This is a genomic window from Acidimicrobiales bacterium (genome assembly GCA_016794585.1).
In the GTDB taxonomy this organism is placed as follows: domain Bacteria; phylum Actinomycetota; class Acidimicrobiia; order Acidimicrobiales; family DATDAH01; genus JAEUJM01.
In genome coordinates this window covers 11,945-30,303 of sequence record JAEUJM010000014.1, presented here as the reverse complement: position 1 = coordinate 30,303, position 18,359 = coordinate 11,945, and the positions used below count along the sequence as shown (strand labels likewise).

At 72.3% G+C, this 18,359-nt stretch carries 17 protein-coding genes; 9 read left to right on the top strand and 8 right to left on the bottom strand.

What is annotated here, in order from left to right:
• Positions 1-76 precede the first annotated feature (76 nt).
• The 7 genes from JNK12_07545 (at position 77) to JNK12_07515 (ending at position 7,316) form a co-directional block, all read left to right on the top strand.
• Positions 77-1,135, top strand: a complete 1,059-nt coding sequence (locus JNK12_07545; GenBank protein MBL8775767.1) for a thiolase domain-containing protein — start codon at positions 77-79, stop codon at positions 1,133-1,135.
• Complete coding sequence (locus JNK12_07540; GenBank protein ID MBL8775766.1) at positions 1,135-2,295, top strand: thiolase domain-containing protein; 1,161 nt, start codon at positions 1,135-1,137, stop codon at positions 2,293-2,295. The genes JNK12_07545 and JNK12_07540 overlap by 1 nt, the downstream gene beginning before the upstream one ends.
• A 57-nt stretch (positions 2,296-2,352) precedes the next feature.
• The gene (locus JNK12_07535) at positions 2,353-3,990 is read left to right on the top strand and encodes an alkaline phosphatase D family protein (GenBank protein ID MBL8775765.1); all 1,638 of its coding nucleotides are present in this window, start codon (positions 2,353-2,355) and stop codon (positions 3,988-3,990) included.
• 93 nt (positions 3,991-4,083) lie between these two features.
• Positions 4,084-4,275 carry a ferredoxin gene (locus JNK12_07530; protein MBL8775764.1) on the top strand — a complete coding sequence of 64 codons (192 nt, stop codon included), beginning with the start codon at positions 4,084-4,086 and terminating at the stop codon, positions 4,273-4,275.
• Positions 4,276-4,338: 63 nt separating this feature from the next.
• Positions 4,339-5,574 carry an NAD(P)/FAD-dependent oxidoreductase gene (locus tag JNK12_07525; protein ID MBL8775763.1) on the top strand — a complete coding sequence of 412 codons (1,236 nt, stop codon included), beginning with the start codon at positions 4,339-4,341 and terminating at the stop codon, positions 5,572-5,574.
• Positions 5,575-5,596: 22 nt separating this feature from the next.
• On the top strand, positions 5,597-6,274 hold the full coding sequence (locus JNK12_07520; protein MBL8775762.1) for a lysoplasmalogenase: 678 nt from the start codon (positions 5,597-5,599) through the stop codon (positions 6,272-6,274).
• 52 nt (positions 6,275-6,326) lie between these two features.
• Positions 6,327-7,316, top strand: coding sequence for a hypothetical protein (locus tag JNK12_07515; protein MBL8775761.1), 990 nt, complete (start codon positions 6,327-6,329; stop codon positions 7,314-7,316).
• A gap of 42 nt (positions 7,317-7,358) precedes the next feature.
• Here the strand turns inward: JNK12_07515 and JNK12_07510 are convergent, their stop codons facing one another.
• A complete protein-coding gene (locus JNK12_07510; GenBank protein ID MBL8775760.1) occupies positions 7,359-8,495 on the bottom strand; it encodes a metallophosphoesterase in 1,137 nt (378 codons plus the stop codon).
• 1 nt (position 8,496) lies between these two features.
• Positions 8,497-11,097 (bottom strand): ERAP1-like C-terminal domain-containing protein, encoded by a 2,601-nt coding sequence (locus tag JNK12_07505; GenBank protein ID MBL8775759.1) that lies wholly within the window; start codon positions 11,095-11,097, stop codon positions 8,497-8,499.
• An 89-nt stretch (positions 11,098-11,186) separates the two neighbouring features.
• Between JNK12_07505 and JNK12_07500 the strand changes: the two genes are divergently transcribed.
• Both JNK12_07500 and JNK12_07495 read left to right on the top strand, forming a co-directional pair.
• Positions 11,187-12,155: an adenosine kinase gene (locus JNK12_07500; GenBank protein ID MBL8775758.1), complete on the top strand. Its 969-nt coding sequence runs from the start codon at positions 11,187-11,189 to the stop codon at positions 12,153-12,155.
• A 122-nt stretch (positions 12,156-12,277) separates the two neighbouring features.
• Positions 12,278-13,132, top strand: a complete 855-nt coding sequence (locus tag JNK12_07495; protein MBL8775757.1) for a crotonase/enoyl-CoA hydratase family protein — start codon at positions 12,278-12,280, stop codon at positions 13,130-13,132.
• A 21-nt stretch (positions 13,133-13,153) separates the two neighbouring features.
• Here the strand turns inward: JNK12_07495 and JNK12_07490 are convergent, their stop codons facing one another.
• The 6 genes from JNK12_07490 to JNK12_07465 all read right to left on the bottom strand — a co-directional run bounded on the left by JNK12_07490 (position 13,154) and on the right by JNK12_07465 (position 18,358).
• Positions 13,154-13,948, bottom strand: a complete 795-nt coding sequence (locus JNK12_07490) for a hypothetical protein (GenBank protein MBL8775756.1) — start codon at positions 13,946-13,948, stop codon at positions 13,154-13,156.
• Positions 13,949-14,088: 140 nt separating this feature from the next.
• A complete protein-coding gene (locus JNK12_07485; protein ID MBL8775755.1) occupies positions 14,089-14,583 on the bottom strand; it encodes a nuclear transport factor 2 family protein in 495 nt (164 codons plus the stop codon).
• 72 nt (positions 14,584-14,655) lie between these two features.
• Positions 14,656-15,264, bottom strand: a complete 609-nt coding sequence (locus JNK12_07480) for a hypothetical protein (GenBank protein MBL8775754.1) — start codon at positions 15,262-15,264, stop codon at positions 14,656-14,658.
• A 9-nt stretch (positions 15,265-15,273) separates the two neighbouring features.
• On the bottom strand, positions 15,274-17,331 hold the full coding sequence (locus tag JNK12_07475; protein ID MBL8775753.1) for a sulfatase-like hydrolase/transferase: 2,058 nt from the start codon (positions 17,329-17,331) through the stop codon (positions 15,274-15,276).
• On the bottom strand, positions 17,328-18,014 hold the full coding sequence (locus JNK12_07470; protein MBL8775752.1) for a VOC family protein: 687 nt from the start codon (positions 18,012-18,014) through the stop codon (positions 17,328-17,330). The genes JNK12_07475 and JNK12_07470 overlap by 4 nt, the downstream gene beginning before the upstream one ends.
• On the bottom strand, positions 17,993-18,358 hold the full coding sequence (locus JNK12_07465) for a DUF4157 domain-containing protein (GenBank protein ID MBL8775751.1): 366 nt from the start codon (positions 18,356-18,358) through the stop codon (positions 17,993-17,995). The genes JNK12_07470 and JNK12_07465 overlap by 22 nt, the downstream gene beginning before the upstream one ends.
• Between the last annotated feature and the right edge of the window lies 1 nt (position 18,359).

Genomic DNA, 18,359 nt, shown 5'->3' with positions numbered 1-18,359 from the left:
CAGCGGAGCGGAGCGGAACTGCGGCACCCAACGAACCGGATGCCGAAGGCGCACCGACGAAGGAGGTGCCAGTGTGATGCGAGACGTTGCGGTTGTCGCCTTCGCACAGTCGAAGCACGAGCGACGCATCGAGGGCTACAACGAGATCGAGATGATGATGCCGGTGGTCGGCGAGCTCTGGGAGCGCACCGGTCTCAGCGCCAACACCGTCGGCTTCACCTGCTCGGGGAGCACCGACTTCCTGGCCGGCCAGGCCTTCTCGTTCGTGACCATCCTCGACGCCATCGGGCCGTGGCCGCCCATCAGCGAGAGCCACGTCGAGGCCGATGGGGCGTGGGCGCTCTACGAGGCCTGGGTGAAGCTCCAGATGGGCGAGATCGACTCCGCGCTGATCTACAGCTACGGCAAGTCGTCCCCGGGCGACCTGCCCAAGGTGCTCACCACCCAGCTCGAGCCGTACGTGACGGCGCCGCTGTGGCCCGACGCGGTGAGCATCGCCGGTCTCCAGGCGCGCGCTCTGCTCGACTCGGGCAAGGCCACCGAGGCCGACCTGGCCGAGGTGGCGGTGCGCAGCCGGGGCAACGCCAAGGCCAACCCCAAGGCGCAGCTCGCCGGCGACTTCACCGTCGAGCAGATCCTGGCCGAGCCGTACCTGGCCAACCCGCTGCGCAAGCACGACTGCCCGCCCATCACCGACGGTGCCGCGGCGATGATCATCGCCGCCGGCGACCTCGCCCGTGAGCTGTGCGAACGGCCGGCGTGGATCCGCGGCATCGACCACCGGGTCGAGGCGCACGCCCTCGGGGTGCGCGACCTCACCGACTCGCCGTCGACCCGCCTGGCGGGCCAGAAGGCGGGCGTCGGCGACGGCAAGATCGACATCGCCGAGCTGCACGCACCGTTCACCCACCAGGAGCTGATCCTGGCCGACGCCCTCGGGCTGGGGGACGACGTGGCGGTCAATCCCTCCGGTGGCGCCCTGGCGGCCAACCCCGTCATGGCCGCCGGCCTGATCCGCATCGGCGAGGCCGCCGAGCGCATCACCGCCGGCGGCGCCGACCGGGCGGTGGCGCACGCCACCTCGGGTCCCTGCCTGCAACAGAACCTCGTGTGCGTCCTGGAAGGAGAAGGCTGATGGCCAAGCAGCTCGCAGCAATCGTCGGCATCGGCCAGACCAACCACACCGCCACCCGCGGCGACGTCTCCATCGCCGGTCTCGTGCGAGAGGCCGCACAGCGCGCCCTCGCCGACGCCGAGATGACGTGGGACGACATCGACGCGGTGGTCGTGGGCAAGGCCCCCGACTTCTTCGAGGGTGTGATGATGCCCGAGCTCTACCTTGCCGACGCCCTCGGGTGCGTGGGCAAGCCGCTCCTCCGGGTGCACACGGCCGGCAGCGTGGGCGGGTCGACCGCCATCGTCGCCGCGTCGCTGGTGCAGGCGGGCATCCACGAGCGGGTGCTCACCGTGGCCTTCGAGAAGCAGTCCGAGAGTGAGGCCATGTGGGCCCTGTCGCTGCCGATGCCGTTCTCGCCGCCGCTGGTGGCGGGTGCCGGCGGCTTCTTCGCCCCCCACATCCGGGCCTACATGCACCGGTCGGGCGCGCCACCCCACATCGGCTGTCTGGTGGCCCTGAAGGACCGCCAGAACGCCCTCAAGAACCCGTACGCCCACCTGCACGAGCACGACGTGACCTTCGAGAAGATCGAGGAGTCCATCATGCTCTGGGACCCGATCCGGTACTCGGAGACCTGCCCGTCGTCCGACGGCGCCGCGGCGCTGGTCATCTCGAACGAGGCCGGTGGCGACGCCAACGGCAACGCCGCCTGGATCCTCGGCACGGCCATGCGCTCGGAGCCGACGATGTTCGCCGGCCGGGACGCGGTGAACCCCCTCGCCGGCCAGCAGTGCGCCGACGACGTGTTCGCCCAGGCCGGCATCAAGGACCGTCGGGCCGAGATCGACGTCGCCGAGATCTACGTGCCCTTCTCCTGGTACGAGCCCATGTGGATGGAGAACCTCGGCTTCGCGGCCCAGGGCGAGGGCTGGAAGATGACCGAGGAGGGCGCCACCGCGATGGACGGCGACCTGCCGATCAATCCTTCCGGCGGCGTGCTCTCCACCAACCCCATCGGCGCCTCCGGGATGATCCGCTTCGCGGAGTCGGCCATGCAGGTGCGGGGCCAGGCCGGCGAGCACCAGATCGACGGTGCCAAGACGGCGCTGGGTCACGCCTACGGCGGCGGCTCGCAGTTCTTCGCCATGTGGGTGGTGTCGGGCAACAAGCCGGGTTGAGTCGAGCCGGCACGCCATCGCCCCGGCCCCGGGGCGGTGGCGTGCCAGAATCGCCGCGTGAACGCGCGGGGAACAGGCGATGAACGGCTCCTGAACGGTGGCGTCACCCGGCGGGGCTTCCTGCTCGGGGCCGCCTCGATGGTGGCGCTCGGTGCCTGCGGGAGCGGCGGCGATGGTGGCGACGGCGGGGGAGGCGCGTCCGGGAGCGGCGGGGCCACCCCGACGCCGACGACCGCTGCGGTGACGGGGCCGTCGAGCCTGCGCGCCGACCCCTTCACCCTCGGCGTCGCCTCCGGCGACCCGCGGCCCGACTCGGTGATCCTCTGGACCCGCCTCGCCCCGGACCCCTTGGCCCGGGACGGCGCCGGCGGGATGGGGAGCGGGCCGGTCGACGTGGCGTGGGACGTCGCCACCGATGACGCCTTCACCGAGCTGATCGGCAGCGGCGTCGCCACCGCCGCACCCGAGTTCGGGCACTCCGTCCACGTCGACGCCACGGGCCTCGACCCTGCCGGCGAGTACTTCTACCGATTCCGCGTCGGCGACTTCACCAGCCCCGTCGGGCGCACCCGCACCCTGCCGGCCGCGGACGCGTCGCCGGAGCAGGTGCGCCTCGGCATCGCCAACTGCCAGCACCTCGAGGCCGGCTTCTACGCCGCCTACCGCCACCTCGCCGACGAGGACGTCGACCTCGTGGTCCACCTGGGTGACTACATCTACGAGCTGCCGGCCACCGGTGGCCCCGACGGCAACCGGTCGAGCCTGCCCGCGCTCCCTCCGAAGACGCTGGAGGAGTTCCGCCTGCGCTACGCGTCCTACAAGGTCGATCCCGACCTCCAGGCCGCGCACGCCGCCGCACCCTTCGCCCTCGTGTGGGACGACCACGAGGTGTCCGACAACTACATGGGCGACACCCTCCCCAACGGCGACCCGCCGGCGGCGGTGCTCGAGCTGCGGACGGCTGCCTACCAGGCGTGGTGGGAGAACCTGCCGGTGCGCCTCGATCCTCCTGACGGCCCCGACCTCGACATCTACCACGACGTGGTGTTCGGCGACCTGGCCCGGCTCTATCTGCTCGACGAGCGCCAGTACGCCGACGAGCCGCCCTGCCGGGGGGAGACCGTGCCCTACGACTACGGCCACTGCGACGCCGTGGGCGACGAGCGGACCCGCCTCGGGGCCGACCAGGAAGCCTGGCTGGACGAGACCGCGCGGCAGGGCGGGGTGTCGTGGAACCTGCTCGGCACCCCGGTGGCGCTGGCCGGGATCGACGCCGGCACCGGTGACGAGCCGAAGTTCTTCCTCGACCTCTGGGACGGCTACCCGGTGGCCCGCCAGCAGGTCATCGACCTCCTCGCCGAGGTCGACAACCCCGTGGTGATCAGCGGGGACTACCACCAGGGCATGGTGCTCGCCGTGAACGAGGTGCCCTTCGACACCGACAGCCCGCTCGTGGCCACCGAGTTCATGGCGCCGCCGATCTCGTCGGTCCTGTTCAGCGACGACGTCAGCGAGCGCACCCCGCAGCTGCGCCAGCAGCTCGACGGCCACGGCTATCTGGTGATCGAGGCCACCCCCGAGGCGCTGACCGCCGAGTTCCGGATGCTCGACGACGTGCGCGACCCCGACAGCGGCATCGAGACCGCATCCACCTGGCGGGTGGACGCCGGCGACCCCGCCGCGGCCGAGGTCTGAACGCCGGCGCCGCCGCCGTTGCGTGTCCGTGCGGGGCCCGGCAGTGGGGCATGATGAGGGGCAAGCCGCCCGATCCCGCAGGAGGGACACAACATGCGAGTCGTCGTCGACTTCGATCTGTGCGAGAGCAACGCCGTGTGCATGGGGATCCTCCCCGAGGTCTTCGAGGTGCGCGACGACGACTTCCTCTACGTCCTCGACGAGAACCCGCCCGAGGAGATGCGCCCGAAGCTCGAGGAGGCGGTCCGCCGCTGCCCGAAGCAGGCCATCGCCATCGAGGACTGACGGCTTCCCGTCGATCCCGCTCCCTGATCCACCGACCACGGCTCCTCGGCTGACGTCCCCGTGATGGACCGCATCGTCGTCGTCGGCGCGTCCCTGGCCGGGTTCCGGGCCGCGGAGGCCCTGCGCGCCCAGGGCTTCGACGGGGCCCTCACCCTGGTCGGCGAGGAGCCCCACCAGCCCTACGACCGGCCGCCCCTGTCCAAGCAGGTGCTGACCGGTGACTGGGACGTCGACCGCATCGTCCTGCCGTCGGCGGCCCCCAACGACGACGGCGCCGACCCGTTCGACTGGCGCCTCGGCGAGCGCGCCGTCGGCCTCGACCTCGGCGCCCGGGAGGTCGAGCTCGCCGACGGTGGCCGCCTGGGCTTCGACGGCCTCGTGATCGCCACGGGCTGTCGGCCCCGGACGATCGGCGGCGAGGGCCTCGCCGGCGTGCACGTGCTGCGCACCCTCGACGACGCGCTCGCCTTGAGGGCCGACCTCGAGCGTGGGCCGTCCCGGGTCGCCGTGATCGGCGCCGGCTTCATCGGCTCGGAGGTGGCCGCGTCCTGCCGGGCCCGGGGCCTCGACGTGACCGTGATCGAGGCCTTGCCGGTACCACTCGAGCGGGCCCTCGGCGCCGACATGGGCGCACTGGTGGGTGATCTGCACCGCGAGCACGACGTCGACCTCCGCCTCGGTGTGGGCGTCGACGGGTTCACGTCGGCGGTAGGAGGGGCGAACGGCGCCGAGCGGGTCACCGGCGTCCGCCTGGCCGACGGCACCACCGTCGATGCCGAGGTGGTGGTGGTCGGCATCGGCGTGATCCCCAACACCGAGTGGCTCGAGGGCTCGGGCCTCACCCTCGACAACGGCGTCCTCTGCGACGCCACCACGCAGGCCGCACCCGGCGTGGTCGCCGCCGGCGACATCGCCCGGTGGCCCAACCCCCGCTTCGGCGGCGAGGTCATGCGGGTCGAGCACTGGGACAACGCCATCGAGATGGCCCAGGCCGCCGCCGCCCGGCTGCTGGCGGCGAGCGACGAGGTCGCCCTGCCGTACGAGCCGGTGCCGTGGTTCTGGTCCGACCTCTACGACCGCAAGATCCAGCTCGCGGGCCGCTCCGGCCCCGACGACGAGGTGCAGGTCGTCACCGGCGACGTGGCCGAGCGCCGCTTCGTGGCGCTCTACGGCCGCGCTGGTCGCCTCGTCGGCGCCCTGGGGTGGAACCGCCCCCGCCACGTGATGCAGTGGCGCCAGCGCCTGACCGAGGGGATGGACTGGCAGGACGCCCTCGAGCTCGCCCGCAGCGAGCCCTGACGGGGCGGGGGAGAATGGCGGCGTGACGGGACTGGCGTGGGCGCTGTTGGCGGTGACCGGGGTGTTCGCGGTGGGGGACTGGGTGTCCCGTGCCACCGAAAATCGCCGGTTGGAGTTCCTGTGCAAGCCGGCCACGACCATCGGGTTGCTGGCCGTGGCACTCGCTCTCGACCCCGCCGACGCCACCACCCGGGCGTGGTTCGTGGTGGCGCTGGTGTTCTCGCTCGGCGGCGACGTCTTCTTGATGATCGGCGGCGACGCTGAGCCCGAAGATGGCGTGGATGACGCCGCCAGCGAGCGCTGGTTCATCCTGGGCCTGGGATCGTTCCTCGTCGGCCACGTCGCCTACATCGTCGGACTGATCACTGCCGGCATCGAAGGCGGCCCCTTGGCCGTGGGCATCGCCGTCGTGCTGGTGGCGATGGCGGTGGTCGGGCGCCGGGTGGTCAACGGCGTGCGAACGGGCGACGAGCCCGAGCTGGCGGTGCCCGTGGCCGCCTACATGACCGTCATCTCGGTGATGGTCGCCTGCGCGTTCGGCACGGCGTCGGCGCTCGCCATCGTCGGCGCCTCGTTCTTCTACCTGTCGGACGCCCTCATCGGCTGGAACAAGTTCGTCAAGCTCTACGCCTGGGGCTCGGTGGCCATCATGGTCACGTACCACCTGGCTCAGGCCGGCCTGGTCCTGTCGCTGGTCTGAGGCGACGGGTCCTGCATCAAGCGTCCGCCGGTCAGGGTCGATACTGGAGGCCATGAAGCGACTGGTGGCCGTGCTCGGGGCGCTGGCCGCGGCCGCGGGTGTGATGGCGGTCTCGCCCTCCGCTCCGGCGCAAGCGGCGCCCCCGCTGTCGGCCTGTTCGATCTTCCCGGCGGACAACTACTGGCACGCCGACGTGTCCGATCTGCCCGTGCTCCCGCAGTCCGACGCCTACGTCCGCAGCATCGGGCGCAACGCCACGCTCAAGGCCGACTTCGGCAGCGGGCTCTGGGACGGCGGTCCCATCGGCATCCCGTACATGCGCGAGGACGCCGCCACCCGGCGGGTCCGGGTGAGCTTCCGCTACGCCGACGAGAGCGACCCGGGCCCCTACCCGGTGCGGGTGAACCCCAAGATCGAGGGCGGCCCCGACGGCGACGGCGACCGCCACATCATCGCCGTGGACACCCAGGCCTGCCGCCTCTACGAGCTCTACGACGCCCACAAGGCGGGCGGCCGGCGTAACTGGCGGGCCGGCTCCGGGGCCATCTTCGACCTCCGCAGCAACGCCGTGCGCCCGGCGGGCTGGACCTCGGCGGACGCCGCCGGCCTCCCCATCTTCCCGGGTCTCGTCCGCTACAACGAGGCCCGGCGGGGGTCGATCGACCACGCCATCCGCTTCACCGCCCCGGCCACCCAGGACGCCTACGTCTGGCCGGCCCGCCATCGGGCATCGAGCGACAGCGACCCGGCCCTTCCCCCGATGGGCACCTGGTTCCGGATGAAGGCCGGGGTGGACATCAGCGGCTACACGGGCGAGGTGCGGGCCGTGCTCGATGCCCTCAAGGTGCACGGCATGATCCTGGCCGACAACGGGTCGCCCTGGTATCTCAGCGGCGCTCCCAACGGGAACTGGGACAACGACGCGCTGCGGGCCCTGGCCGACTTCACCGGGGCGGACTTCGAGGCGGTCGACTCGTCGTGCCTCCAGGTCGGCCCGAACTCGGGCCAGGTGCGGTCGACCCTCCCGCTCCGCTGCCAGTAGCCGCGGTGGAGGGGCGCCCGGAGCTCGGGGGCGGCGTCGGATTCAGACCCAGAGGTGGTTGAAGCAGCGCTGGTCGAGACGGCCCGGGGACCAGCGCCCCCACAGGGTCCCGGCGGCGCGACGCGAGTACTCGATCCACGGGGTGCAGGACGGGTCCTCGGTGCGCCACGTGACCTGGCGGATCCCGGCGTCGTGCACCGTGTACGCCGCCCAGGTGCCCGGGTAGTCCTGGGGTGAGCCGACCTCGGTGAGCACCACCGAGCCCACCTGGCGACGGCGGTTGCGGTGGGTGTGGCCGCTGGTGATGAAGGCGTTGGCATTGGCGGCGACGATCTCGGCGAGGAAGCGGTTCGTGTGCTCGCCGCGGACGCCCGGCGGGTAGAAGTACGACCACCGCAGCGGCTCGAGGTGGTGGTGCAGGCCGATCCACACCGGGAGGCCCGTCGAGCCCACGGCCTCGCGGACGACGTCGTGCAGGTGGTCGACGTACCCGCGGCGCACCTCGAGCACGGTCGAGTCGACGAGCACGACCCGCAGGCCGGGCACGTCGAACCACCGGCAGCCTTCGGGGATGGGGGTGAGGCCGATCTTCTCGAGCGCGTCGTCGGGATCGATCTCGCGACGGTCCTCGACGTCGTGGTTGCCGGGGATGGCCTCGCCCACGAGGCCGGCCTCGTCCAGCAGGTCACGGAAGGTGAGCCAGTTCTCGATCTCGCCGTGGTGGGTGACATCGCCCTTGGCGATGAGGCGCTGGGCCCCCCAGGCCTTGGCCTCGGCGAACGCGCCCCGTGCCATGCGCACCGTGTAGGGCTCGTCGGGCTGGGGCTTCTCGCGCATCGTGTGGAACATGCCGTAGGCCCGGCAGCCGATGTGGGTGTCGCTGACGGTCGCGAACCGGTAGCGCTCGGCGCCCGGCAGTTCGGCCAGGGTGCGGAACGGAAGCGAGCGCGCGCCGCCCGGGACCCCCGGGCCGGTCAACTCGACCACGCCCGGCGAGTCGGGCGCGAGGCCCCGGAACGAGACGACCCCGGGCCCGCCGTCGGCGTGCACCTCCTTGGCGTCGTCGCCGACGGTGATCTCGACGCGGCCCGGGCCGAGCTTGCCCCAGGCGATCTGCACGGCGTCGGAGTCGACGGCGAAGACCCCCAGGCGGACGGCCCGGGGTCGGGAGCCTGGCACCTCAGCCGCCGAACACGGCGGCGAGGCGGTCGGCCTCGCGGCGGCGGAGAGCGACGTTGACCGCCAGGCGCTCGAGGTGCTGGGCGATGGTGCGTGCCCCCTGGGGCACCGGGTGGTCGCCCAGGAAGGCGGTGACGTCCGCGGCCACCTCCGGGTCGGAGAGCCAGCGCACGCCCTCGAGGAGGCGGGCGATGCTGTTCGAGGGGAGTCGCTGGCCCACGTCGTCCCAATGGTCACGCAGGAACGCCCACGCCTCGGCACCGCGCTCGCGGTTGATGAGGGCCCGCCGGAGGACGAACGGGGCGTCCTGGCTGCGCACCTCGCTCAGGGTCATGGTCAACGTGTCGGCAAAGGACCCCGGGTCGTTGAAGTCCGGCAGGCTCCGGAGGTACCGCTGCTCGTCCTGTGGCGTGGTGGCGGCCCGGTAACGGGCCAGGAAGTCGTCCCGGTCGGTGGTGTCGCCGGTGGCCGCGATGACGGCGACCGCGGCCGCGGCGAGGCTCGGGTCGACCGCGCCCGGGTCGGCGTCGTGGCTCGCGAGCAGGGTGCGGGCACGGTCGCGGACGTCGGCGTCGGCGCCGGTGGTGCCGAGCGCGGTGAAGAGGGCGGCGCGCAGCTCGCGGTCCCGGTCGCGCTCACCGGCGGCGCCGGAGGGGCCGAGGCGGGCCGCGGCCGGCCCGACGAGGTCGCGCACGAAGCCCTGGAAGCGTTGGCGGGGCGCGCCTTCGAGGAGGCGGTCGAGGGCGTCGAGCGCCCCGAGCAGGCGCTGCCACACGGCGAGATCGGTCTCGCCGGAGAACCCGCCCACGAACTCGCAGAACTCGGGCGTGGTGGTGCGCCCCGCGAGCACCGAGGCCCAGGTGTCGTCGACGAGGCCGTAGCGCTCGATCGGAGCGAGGACCTCCTGGGCGCGGGCGGCCAGGGCGGTGCGCAGTTCGGCGTCGTAGTCGACCCGGTAGAAGCCGCTGCCGCTGGCGTTGGCCTGCACCCAGGCGACCTCGCCCAGCTCGAGGTCGATCGGGGCACCTTCGACAAGGGCCCGCTCGACGCGCTCTCCGCTGACCGCGGTGGCGTCTGCGTCGGGTCCGCCGCCGTCCGTGGCGTCGGCGGTGACCTCGTCGGTGCCCGCCCGCACCAGCACGGGCACCGACCACGTGGTCGGGGTGACCTCGTCGCCGCCCTCGAACGAGAAGCGCTGCTGGCTCAGGCGGACCCCCGAGGGGGTGCGCTCTACGGTCACGAGGGGGTAGCCGCCCTGGAAGATCCAGCTGTCCATCACCTTGCGCACGGGCAGACCGGGGTTGGCGGCCTCGATGGCGTCCCAGAGGTCGGTGGTCTCGGTGTTGGCGTAGCGATGGGTCTCGAGGTAGCTGCGGATGCCCGCTCGGAAGTCGTCGGGGCCGGTCCACTGCTCGAGCATGCGCACGACCGCGGCGCCCTTCTCGTAGGTCAGCACGTCGAACATGCCCTCGGAGTCGGCGGGGGACACCACCTCGAACTCGATGGGGCGGGTGGAGGCCAGCGAGTCGACGTCGAACGCGGCGGTGCGGGACAGGCCGAAGTCGACCCAGCGCTCCCACTCCGGCCGGAACGCGTCGGTGCAGAGCATCTCCATGAAGGTGGCGAAGGCCTCGTTGAGCCAGATGCCGTTCCACCACTTCATGGTGACGAGGTCCCCGAACCACATGTGGGCGAGCTCGTGGGCGATGACGTCGACCACCCGCTGAAGCTCGGGTTGGGTGACGGCGTCGGGATCGACGAGCAGCAGCACCTCGCGGAAGGTGATGCAGCCGAGGTTCTCCATGGCCCCGAAGGCGAAGTCGGGGACGGCGACGAGGTCGACCTTGTCGCCGGGATAGGGGATGCCGTAGTACTCCTCGAAGAAGGCGAGGGCGAAGGCCCCGACCTCGAGTGCGAAGTCGGCCAGGTGTCCCTTGCCCAGCGGGTGGACCACCCGCAGTGGCGTGCCGCCGGCGTCGACCACCTCGGTGGCCTCGAGGGGGCCGACCACGAAGGCCACGAGGTAGGTGGACATGACCATGGTGTCGGCGAAGGTGACCGCAACCGTGCCGGCGCCGGCGGGCTCGCGCCCGATCTCGGCGCCGTTCGACACCGCGAACAGGTCGTCCGGGACCACGAGGGTGACCCCGAAGGTGGCCTTGAAGTCGGGCTCGTCCCAGCAGGGGAAGGCCCGGCGGGCCGAGGTGGCCTCGAACTGCGTGGTGGCGATGACCCGCTCGACACCCTCGTCGTCGACGAACGTGCTCCGGTAGAACCCGTGCAGCTTGTCGTTCAGGATCCCCGCGAACGCGAGGTGGACCGTCCAGGGCCCGGCCGCCGCCGGCTCCTCGAGGGCCAGGGTGGCGCGCTCGGCCTCCTCGTCGAGGGTCACGGTGGCGTTGCGGCGGATGCCCTCGGGATTCTCGAGCCACGCCTCGCCGATGGTCAGCTCTGCGGCGTTCAGCATCACCTCGTCGATCTCGTCGGCCACGTCGACCTCGATGGCGACGGCCCCGGTGAAGGTGCCGGCGTCGAGTGTCGGCGTGAGGCGCAGGTCGTAGTGGGAGGGCACGACCGTGCGGGGCAGGCGGTACGGGTCCATCCGGGCAGGTTAGGGGTGCGCACCACCGGTCGCAGTAACCTCCCCGCCTCGTGACCGAGAACCTCGCACCCTCCGCCGGCCCCCTCGACGTGGTCGGCATCGGCAACGCCATCGTCGACGTGATCAGCCCCGTCGAGGAGGCCTTCCTCGCCGAGCACGGGCTCGTGAAGGGCGCGATGGGCCTGATCGACGCCGAGCGGGCCGACGCGCTCTACGCGGCCATGCCGCCGGCCGAGGAGAGCTCCGGGGGCTCGGTGGCCAACACCATCGCCGGCGTGGCCTCGTTCGGCGGCACGGGCGGGTTCGTGGGCAAGGTCCGCGACGACCAGCTCGGGGAGATCTTCACCCACGACATCACGTCGCTCGGCATCGCCTTCTCGTCGACCCCCGCCACGGAGGGCCCGTCCACGGCCCGCTGCCTCATCGCCGTCACTCCCGACGCCGAGCGCACCCTCAACACCTTCCTCGGCACGGCCGGTCTCCTCGGGCCCGACGACGTGGACGAGGCCCTGGTCGCCCGCGGCAAGGTCGTGCTCGCCGAGGGCTACCTGTGGGACGTGCCGTCGGCCAAGGACGCCATCGTCAAGGCCATGGACCACGCCCGCGGCGCCGGAAACCGGGTCGCCCTGAGCCTGTCCGACTCGTTCTGCGTGGACCGCTACCGCGACGAGTTCCTGGCCCTCGTGCAGGAGCGGGTGGACGTGCTCTTCGCCAACGAGGCCGAGATCACGTCGCTCTACCAGGCCGACTCGTGGGAGGCCGCCCGTGACCAGGTGCGGGGCCATTGCGAGATCGCCTGTCTCACCCGCAGCGAGAAGGGCTCCGTCATCGTCACCGCCGACGAGGAGCACGTGATCCCGATCCATCCCCATGGCGGCGTGGTCGACACCACCGGCGCCGGTGACCTCTATGCCGCCGGCTTCCTCCACGGCCTGACCACGGGCCAGGACCTCGAGCGCTGCGGTCGTCTCGCCGCCCTCGCCGCCGGCGAGGTCATCAGCCACTACGGCGCCCGCCCCGAGACCTCCCTCGCCGAGCTCGCCGGCACATTGGACTAGCTCCTCCTCCTTCGTCGGAGCGCCTCCGGCATCCGGTTCGCGCTCTCGCGGCACCGCTCCGCGGCGCTGCCTCGCCATGCGGCGGCGGGTCGACGCGATCGCCCGCGGTAGCGTCGCGGCCCATGGGTTACGACTGCTTCGACGTCGACATCGCCGACCACGTGGCGCACATCCGCCTGAACCGGGGGGACGAGCTCAACACCATGACGCCCGCCTTCTGGCGGGAGCTGCCCGAGATCGTGAACCGCATCGACGCCGAGGGCTCGGCGCGGGCCATCGTGGTGTCGTCGACCGGCAAGCACTTCAGCGCCGGCATGGACCTGAGCGTCTTCTCCGGCAACGGCCTCACCGGGGGCGGTGACCCCGACGCCCCGCCCGTCGAGATGGGCCGCCAGCGGGCGCAGCTGCGCCTCACCGCCCTCGCGCTCCAGGAGTCCTTCACCTGCTTCGAACGGGCCCGCATGCCCGTGCTCGCCGCCATCCAGGGCGGCTGCATCGGCGGCGCGGTCGACATGGTCACCGCCTGCGACATGCGCTACGCCACCGTGGACGCCTTCTTCTGCATCCAGGAGATCAACATCGGCATGACCGCCGACGTGGGCACCCTCCAGCGGCTGCCCAAGCTCATCCCCGAGGGCGTCGCCCGCGAGCTCGCCTACACCGGCCGGCGCATGCCCGCGGACCGCGCCGCCGAGGTCGGCCTCGTCAACCAGGTCTTCGCCGACCACGACACGATGCTCGCCGGCGTGCTCGAGATCGCGGCAGAGATCGCCAGCAAGTCGCCGTTGGCCATCTGGGGCACCAAGGAGACGGTCAACTACGGCCGCGACCACACCGTCGCCGACGCCCTGAACTACATCGCCACCTGGCAGACCGGCATGTTCCAGCCCACCGACATGCTCGAGACCTTCGCGGCGAAGGCCGAGAAGCGCCTCCCCGAGTTCCAGGACCTCCCGCCCCGCCCTTTCGGCATCTGACCGCCGGCGGCGCCCCGGGGGTCAGGTCCCGTAGCCGACGGTGTCGGTGCCGTTGCCGTCCCAATCACCCACGAGCGGCACCTTCGCGCCGGTGCGGTAGACGAACGGAGCGATGCTGGAGCCACCTGTCGTGTTCGAGTTGCGCAGGTACCAGGTCTGCGTCTGGGGGACCCAACGGCCGACGGTGTCGTCGCCGTCGCCGTCCCAGTCGCCCACCACGGGGATCGCGTAGCCGGTCGAGGGGCCGAAGGTGAACGCGGGGATGCTGCCGCCCCCCGGCGTGTTCGAGTTGCGCAGCGACCACTTGCGGGTGCTGGGCCGCACGATGCCGACGGTGTCATCTCCGTCGCCGTCCCAGTCACCGACCAGCGGGAAGTCACCTGCGGCGCCGAAGGTGAATGGTCCGATCGACCCGCCCGTGTTGTTGGTGTTGCGCAGGTACCAAGTGGCGTTCTGATAGTCGACGACACCGATGGTGTCGTCGCCGTCGCCGTCCCAGTCGCCGGCAACCGGCCACAGTGCGCGATTCGCCGGTCCGAAGACGAAGGTGAGGTTGGCGGCGCCGGCGCCGTTGGTGTTTCGCAACGCGAACGTGCGGGTGGCCTGGTTGAACAGGCCCATCGTCTCGTCGCCGTCGCCGTCCCAGTCACCCACGATGGGGACGCTGGCCGAGTTCGGTGAGCCGTACTGGAAACTCACCGATGGGTTGCCGGCGCTGTTCGAATTGCGCAGGAACCACTTGAACTGGCTCAGGACGGGCGGCGGACCGCTCGGCACGTTGCACGCCGACGCCGTGAGGACCACGAGCGCGCACACGGCGACCAGCCGTGCGGCGCGCCGTCGCCCCGTGCCCCCGTCACGACCGGCTGCGTCAACTCCGTGCCCCATGCCCCGCCCTCCACTGGTGCTCGTCGGTGGCGGAGAGGATACGTGCTCCGCCCCCGGCGTTCCATGGCCTATCCGGGGGGTGTGGTGTGGCGGATCGGCTCCTTGGGGGGCAGGTTCATCGGCCCCTGGGGCACCCACCCGCTGTTGGTGATGATCTCCATGACCTCAGCCATGTTGAGGATGTCGAGCTCGTGGTCGAAGCGGCCGTCGCCGGCGTAGCGCATGATCGACACGCCCGGCGCCTGGTACGGGCGGCCCTCGGCGTCGGTGCCCGGCAGGCGGTTCCACCAGAAGCTCACGACCCGGTCGCCGTCGACCATGATCCACTCCTCGGGGAAGGTCCAGTCCTCGAGACCGAGCATCGAATTGTCCATGAACTCGGTCACCGCGGCGCGGCCCTCCGAGCGCCCCCACGCCGGGTCGATGAACACGACGTCCTCGGTGAAGAACTCCTCGGCCAGCGAGCCCCACGTGCGCTCGCCGCGCTCCACCCGGCCCCGCTCGGCCACGTAGCGCTCGTACGCGGCGCGGGCCTCGGCGCTTCGGTCGTCGGTGTTCGCCATCTCGGATCCCCCTGCGGTCGGTGTGCGGCCGCACGGTAGCCCGGTGCGCCGGCCCGCCGAGCCGGGGTGCCCCTAGAGCTCGTCGTCCTCCACGTCGGGGGGCAGGTACGACAGCTTGACGTCGCCGAGGCCCACGAGCATCGACGCGATCCAGCCGCCCATGTCCTTGAAGTGGTCGTCGAGGATCGAGCCGTCGCTGAGGGCCGCCTCGCCCAGCTCGTAGGAGCCGTCGTACGAGATCTCGAGCGCGTACTGCGGGTGCTCGAGCTCGCGGTCGTAGACGATCTCCACGGTGGGGCTGGACCGCTCGAGGCGCTCGTCGCCGATGGTCGGGCTGGCCTCGGGCAGCACCGAGAGCACCGCCCGCAGGTCGGGCTGGCTCGAGAGCCGCTGGATGCGCAGGACGATCTCGACCTCGATGTGGGGGCCCTCGTCGAAGTCCTCGCCGATGAACCAGGAGCGGTACGCGCTCTGGGCCCACGTCGGCCAGTCCAAGGTGATGTCGGCCCGGATGCGTGGCGGGAGCCCCTCGCCGGGCAGGCCGTAGCTGGTCTCCCACGTGAGGTCGCCGAGCAGGACGTCGGCCTGGAAGCGCTCCTCGAAGGCCTGGCGCTCGAGCATGGCGCTCACCAGGGCTTCCCGGAGGGCCCCGATGGCGTCGGTGAAGACGTGATCGAGCACGGGCGCAGGCTACGGGTTCCCGGTCGGGAGCGTCGCGAAGCCCCCGGAGCCGTCGGGGGCGAGCACGACGACGTCGTTGGACCCCTGCTGGATGAGGTCCTCGTCGAGCACGCCGACGTAGGTCCCGGCGCCGGCGAGGCGACTGAGAGCCCCGGCCACCGTGCCGTTGAGCACGACGAGGAGATCGGTCGGGGCGTCGGCGCCCTCGGACCCGCTGAGGGTGCCCCAGACGAAGGAGGGGAGCGCGTCGGTGGCCTCGGTGTCGACGGCGGCGAGGTCCTCCTGCTGCTCGAGGCTGAACGTGAAGGGGCCCGACCCGGTCACCTCGAGATCGTCGAGCGCGAGCCCGACCTGTGGCCCGAGCGGCCCGCCGGCGACGACCCCGTGCCAGCCCGGCCCAGCGGGGAGGAGCTCGGCGTTGCGGCGGGCGACCGCAGTGACCTGGGAGAAGGAGATCTCGGGGTGGATGGCCTCGCCCTCGTCGGCGACGTAGAGCGCGGCGTCCATCGCCCGGTCGGGCACCGGATCGACGATCGACCGCCCGTTCAGGCCGTCGTCGACCTCGACGCCCACGACGTCGAGGATCGTGGGCAGGAGGTCGACGTTGTAGGTCAGGTCGAAGCGGGTGTCGCCCACACTCTGTCCGGGCACCTTGACGAACATCGGGATGCGGTACACCTCGTGGGCGGTGGGGGTCGTGGGCTCGCGGTAGGGCCGGCTCGGGTCGAAGGCGGCGCCGTGGTCGGCGACCACAGCCACCAGGGCGTCGTCCCAGAGGCCCTCGTCCTCCAAGCGGTCCATCAGCCGGCCGAGGAGCCGGTCGGTGGCCCCCACCTGGAGCAGGTGGCGTTGGAGCCCCACGCGAGCGAGCACCGGGTCGTCACCCCAATCGCCGAGGTCCGTCGGACCGTTGGCGAGGGCGGCGTCGGTGCGGTACTGGGCGCCGCCGCGGCCGAGCGACCACGGGACGTGGGGGAGCACCACGTGCGCGTACCAGAGGGGCGGGCGGTCGCCGCCGCCGTCGATCTCGTCGATGTGACGCTCCACTCGGGTCTGCCGGTCCAGCGCCGAGTCGCCGCCGAGGGCGTCGACGTTCTCGAAGTCGGCGGCCTCCTGGATCTCCGAGGGCAGGCGGTCGCGCAGCCCCGGCGGCAACCAGAGCTGCCCGGCGACGCCCAGGGCGTCGTTGGCGAGGCCGCTCCAGTCCACCGACCCTCCGCACAGCGAGTTCGGGCACAGCGCGGTCACGGGCTCGTCCACCTGGAGCTCGTGGGTCCCGGCCAGGAGGGTGAACAGGTTCCGGGGGTGGTCGGCCGCGGTGGGGAGCTCGCCCTCCACCGGCACCGTGCCGGTGACCGCCGCCGGGACGCTCGCCGTGGTGGAGGGGGCGATGGCCACCGTATTGGCGAACCACGTCGACTGCCCGGCCAGCCGGGCGAAGTTGGGGAAGCGCTCGTCGTCGATGGAGCCGTCGGGCCGGAGCAGTGAGGAGAGTGGCAGCTCGTCGAGCTGGAGGACGACGACGGGCGCCGGAGCGGCCATCTCGACGCCCTCGATCGCGCCCACGTCGCCCTGCCAGACGAGGGTGGCCGAAGGTGACCAGACCACCAGCGCCGCCACGGCGATCAGGGGAGTGGCGGCGAGGAACGCGAACCCGGTGCGGGCCGCCCGCCAGCCCTGCGCCGCCACCAACGCGGCGGCCCCGCCGGCCAGCGCGAGGAGGAGTTGAAGCGCCTCGCTGGGCAGGTCGAGGGAGCGTAGGAGCGACCCGGCCGCCATGGTGGCGAAGATCAGCACCCAGCCGCACCAGAGGAGGCGGCCGGCCCGGGGGCGCCACCACGCCGCCGCGGCGACGGACGCCGCGGCGACGAGCGGCGGGAGCAGGGCGAGGACCAGCGCGGCGAGCACGAGGGAGGCGCCTGTCAGGTAGTGGGCGACCAGGAACTCGGGGTTGCCGCCGAGGAGATCCAGCAGGGGCAGCGCATACCCGAACCCGGCGAGGCCGAGGAGGGGCAGGAGCTCGTCGACGAGCAGGCGGCGGCGGTCCAGCGGCCGGCGACGGCTCATCCGGGCGCTGCCGGCCCCGGCGAGAGGAACGCGGTGGGGACGGTGATGCCGAGGTCTCTGGTGCGCAGCGTGGCGATGCGGCGCCCGGGCTGGACCGCGTCCTTCGGCGTGGTGATGCGCCCGCGGAGGGCCTCGGCCGTCGCGTCCAGGTCGGCCACGGTGTGGGCCAGGCCGTAGAGGCGGGCCGGGCGGTGGGCATGGGTCGCGTCGGGCTCGCGTGGGCCGATGAGCTCGAGGATGACCTCGCCCATCCGGAAGAAGTCCTGGCGCATCGGCTGTGCGTAGCCGTCGGCGAGGCGGGTCCGGCGGTGCACGAGGCCGGCACCCTCGAGCGCGGCGATGGTTCGCTCGGGATCGGGGGTGGTCATCACCACATGATCGATCAGGAGGGCACCGTTCGGGTGCGCGGGCCGCTCGGTGGACGGCGGCCCCCCGTCGAGGCCGACGGCGCCGGCGCCGGCGGTGACCACCCCGTCGATCTCGGCGCGCTCCCCGGCGATGCCGGTGAGGGTCCACGACGAGATGCCCCGACCGTGGACGTGGCCGCGCAGGGTCACGAGGACCGCACCGATCCGACACGTGTCGTCGGCGCCGACGGTGAACCCGCCGGCCCGCCACGAGGCGGCGTCGTCGGCCACCTCGAGCCCGACGAGCGCCGGGGTCAGCGGTGGCGGGCCGTCCACTTCGCCGCCTCCTCTCGGGCCTCGGCCTCGAAGGGGATGGCGCGGTAGGCGGCCATGTGGTCCCGGAGGGCGACGAGGTTGCGGAGGTAGGCCCAGAGGTAGCGACGGAGGAAGCCGAACGCGCCGTACCGCTGCCATTGGCGCACGTGCACGAGCTCGTGGGCGAGGAGGCTCTGGCTCTGCTCGTGGCCGGGACGCACGTAGATGGTGCGTCCGATGGTCATCGCGTCGGCCTGGCGGGGGAGCCGTCGGGCCAGCTTCACCTTCGCCCCGGCCACCACCGCCGGCGGCAGGTGGTCGAAGCGGGCGGCCCCGGCCTTGCCGAGCGGTTCGGCCCGCGCCACG

Bases quoted from the DNA above. Each gene is read 5' to 3' on its own strand.
- JNK12_07545 (MBL8775767.1), top strand. From the start codon at position 77: ATGCGAGACGTTGCGGTTGTCGCCTTCGCACAGTCGAAGCACGAGCGA.
- JNK12_07540 (MBL8775766.1), top strand. From the start codon at position 1,135: ATGGCCAAGCAGCTCGCAGCAATCGTCGGCATCGGCCAGACCAACCAC.
- JNK12_07530 (MBL8775764.1), top strand. From the start codon at position 4,084: ATGCGAGTCGTCGTCGACTTCGATCTGTGCGAGAGCAACGCCGTGTGC.
- JNK12_07525 (MBL8775763.1), top strand. From the start codon at position 4,339: ATGGACCGCATCGTCGTCGTCGGCGCGTCCCTGGCCGGGTTCCGGGCC.
- JNK12_07515 (MBL8775761.1), top strand. From the start codon at position 6,327: ATGAAGCGACTGGTGGCCGTGCTCGGGGCGCTGGCCGCGGCCGCGGGT.
- JNK12_07505 (MBL8775759.1), bottom strand. From the start codon at position 11,097: ATGGACCCGTACCGCCTGCCCCGCACGGTCGTGCCCTCCCACTACGAC.
- JNK12_07495 (MBL8775757.1), top strand. From the start codon at position 12,278: ATGGGTTACGACTGCTTCGACGTCGACATCGCCGACCACGTGGCGCAC.
- JNK12_07485 (MBL8775755.1), bottom strand. From the start codon at position 14,583: ATGGCGAACACCGACGACCGAAGCGCCGAGGCCCGCGCCGCGTACGAG.
- JNK12_07475 (MBL8775753.1), bottom strand. From the start codon at position 17,331: ATGAGCCGTCGCCGGCCGCTGGACCGCCGCCGCCTGCTCGTCGACGAG.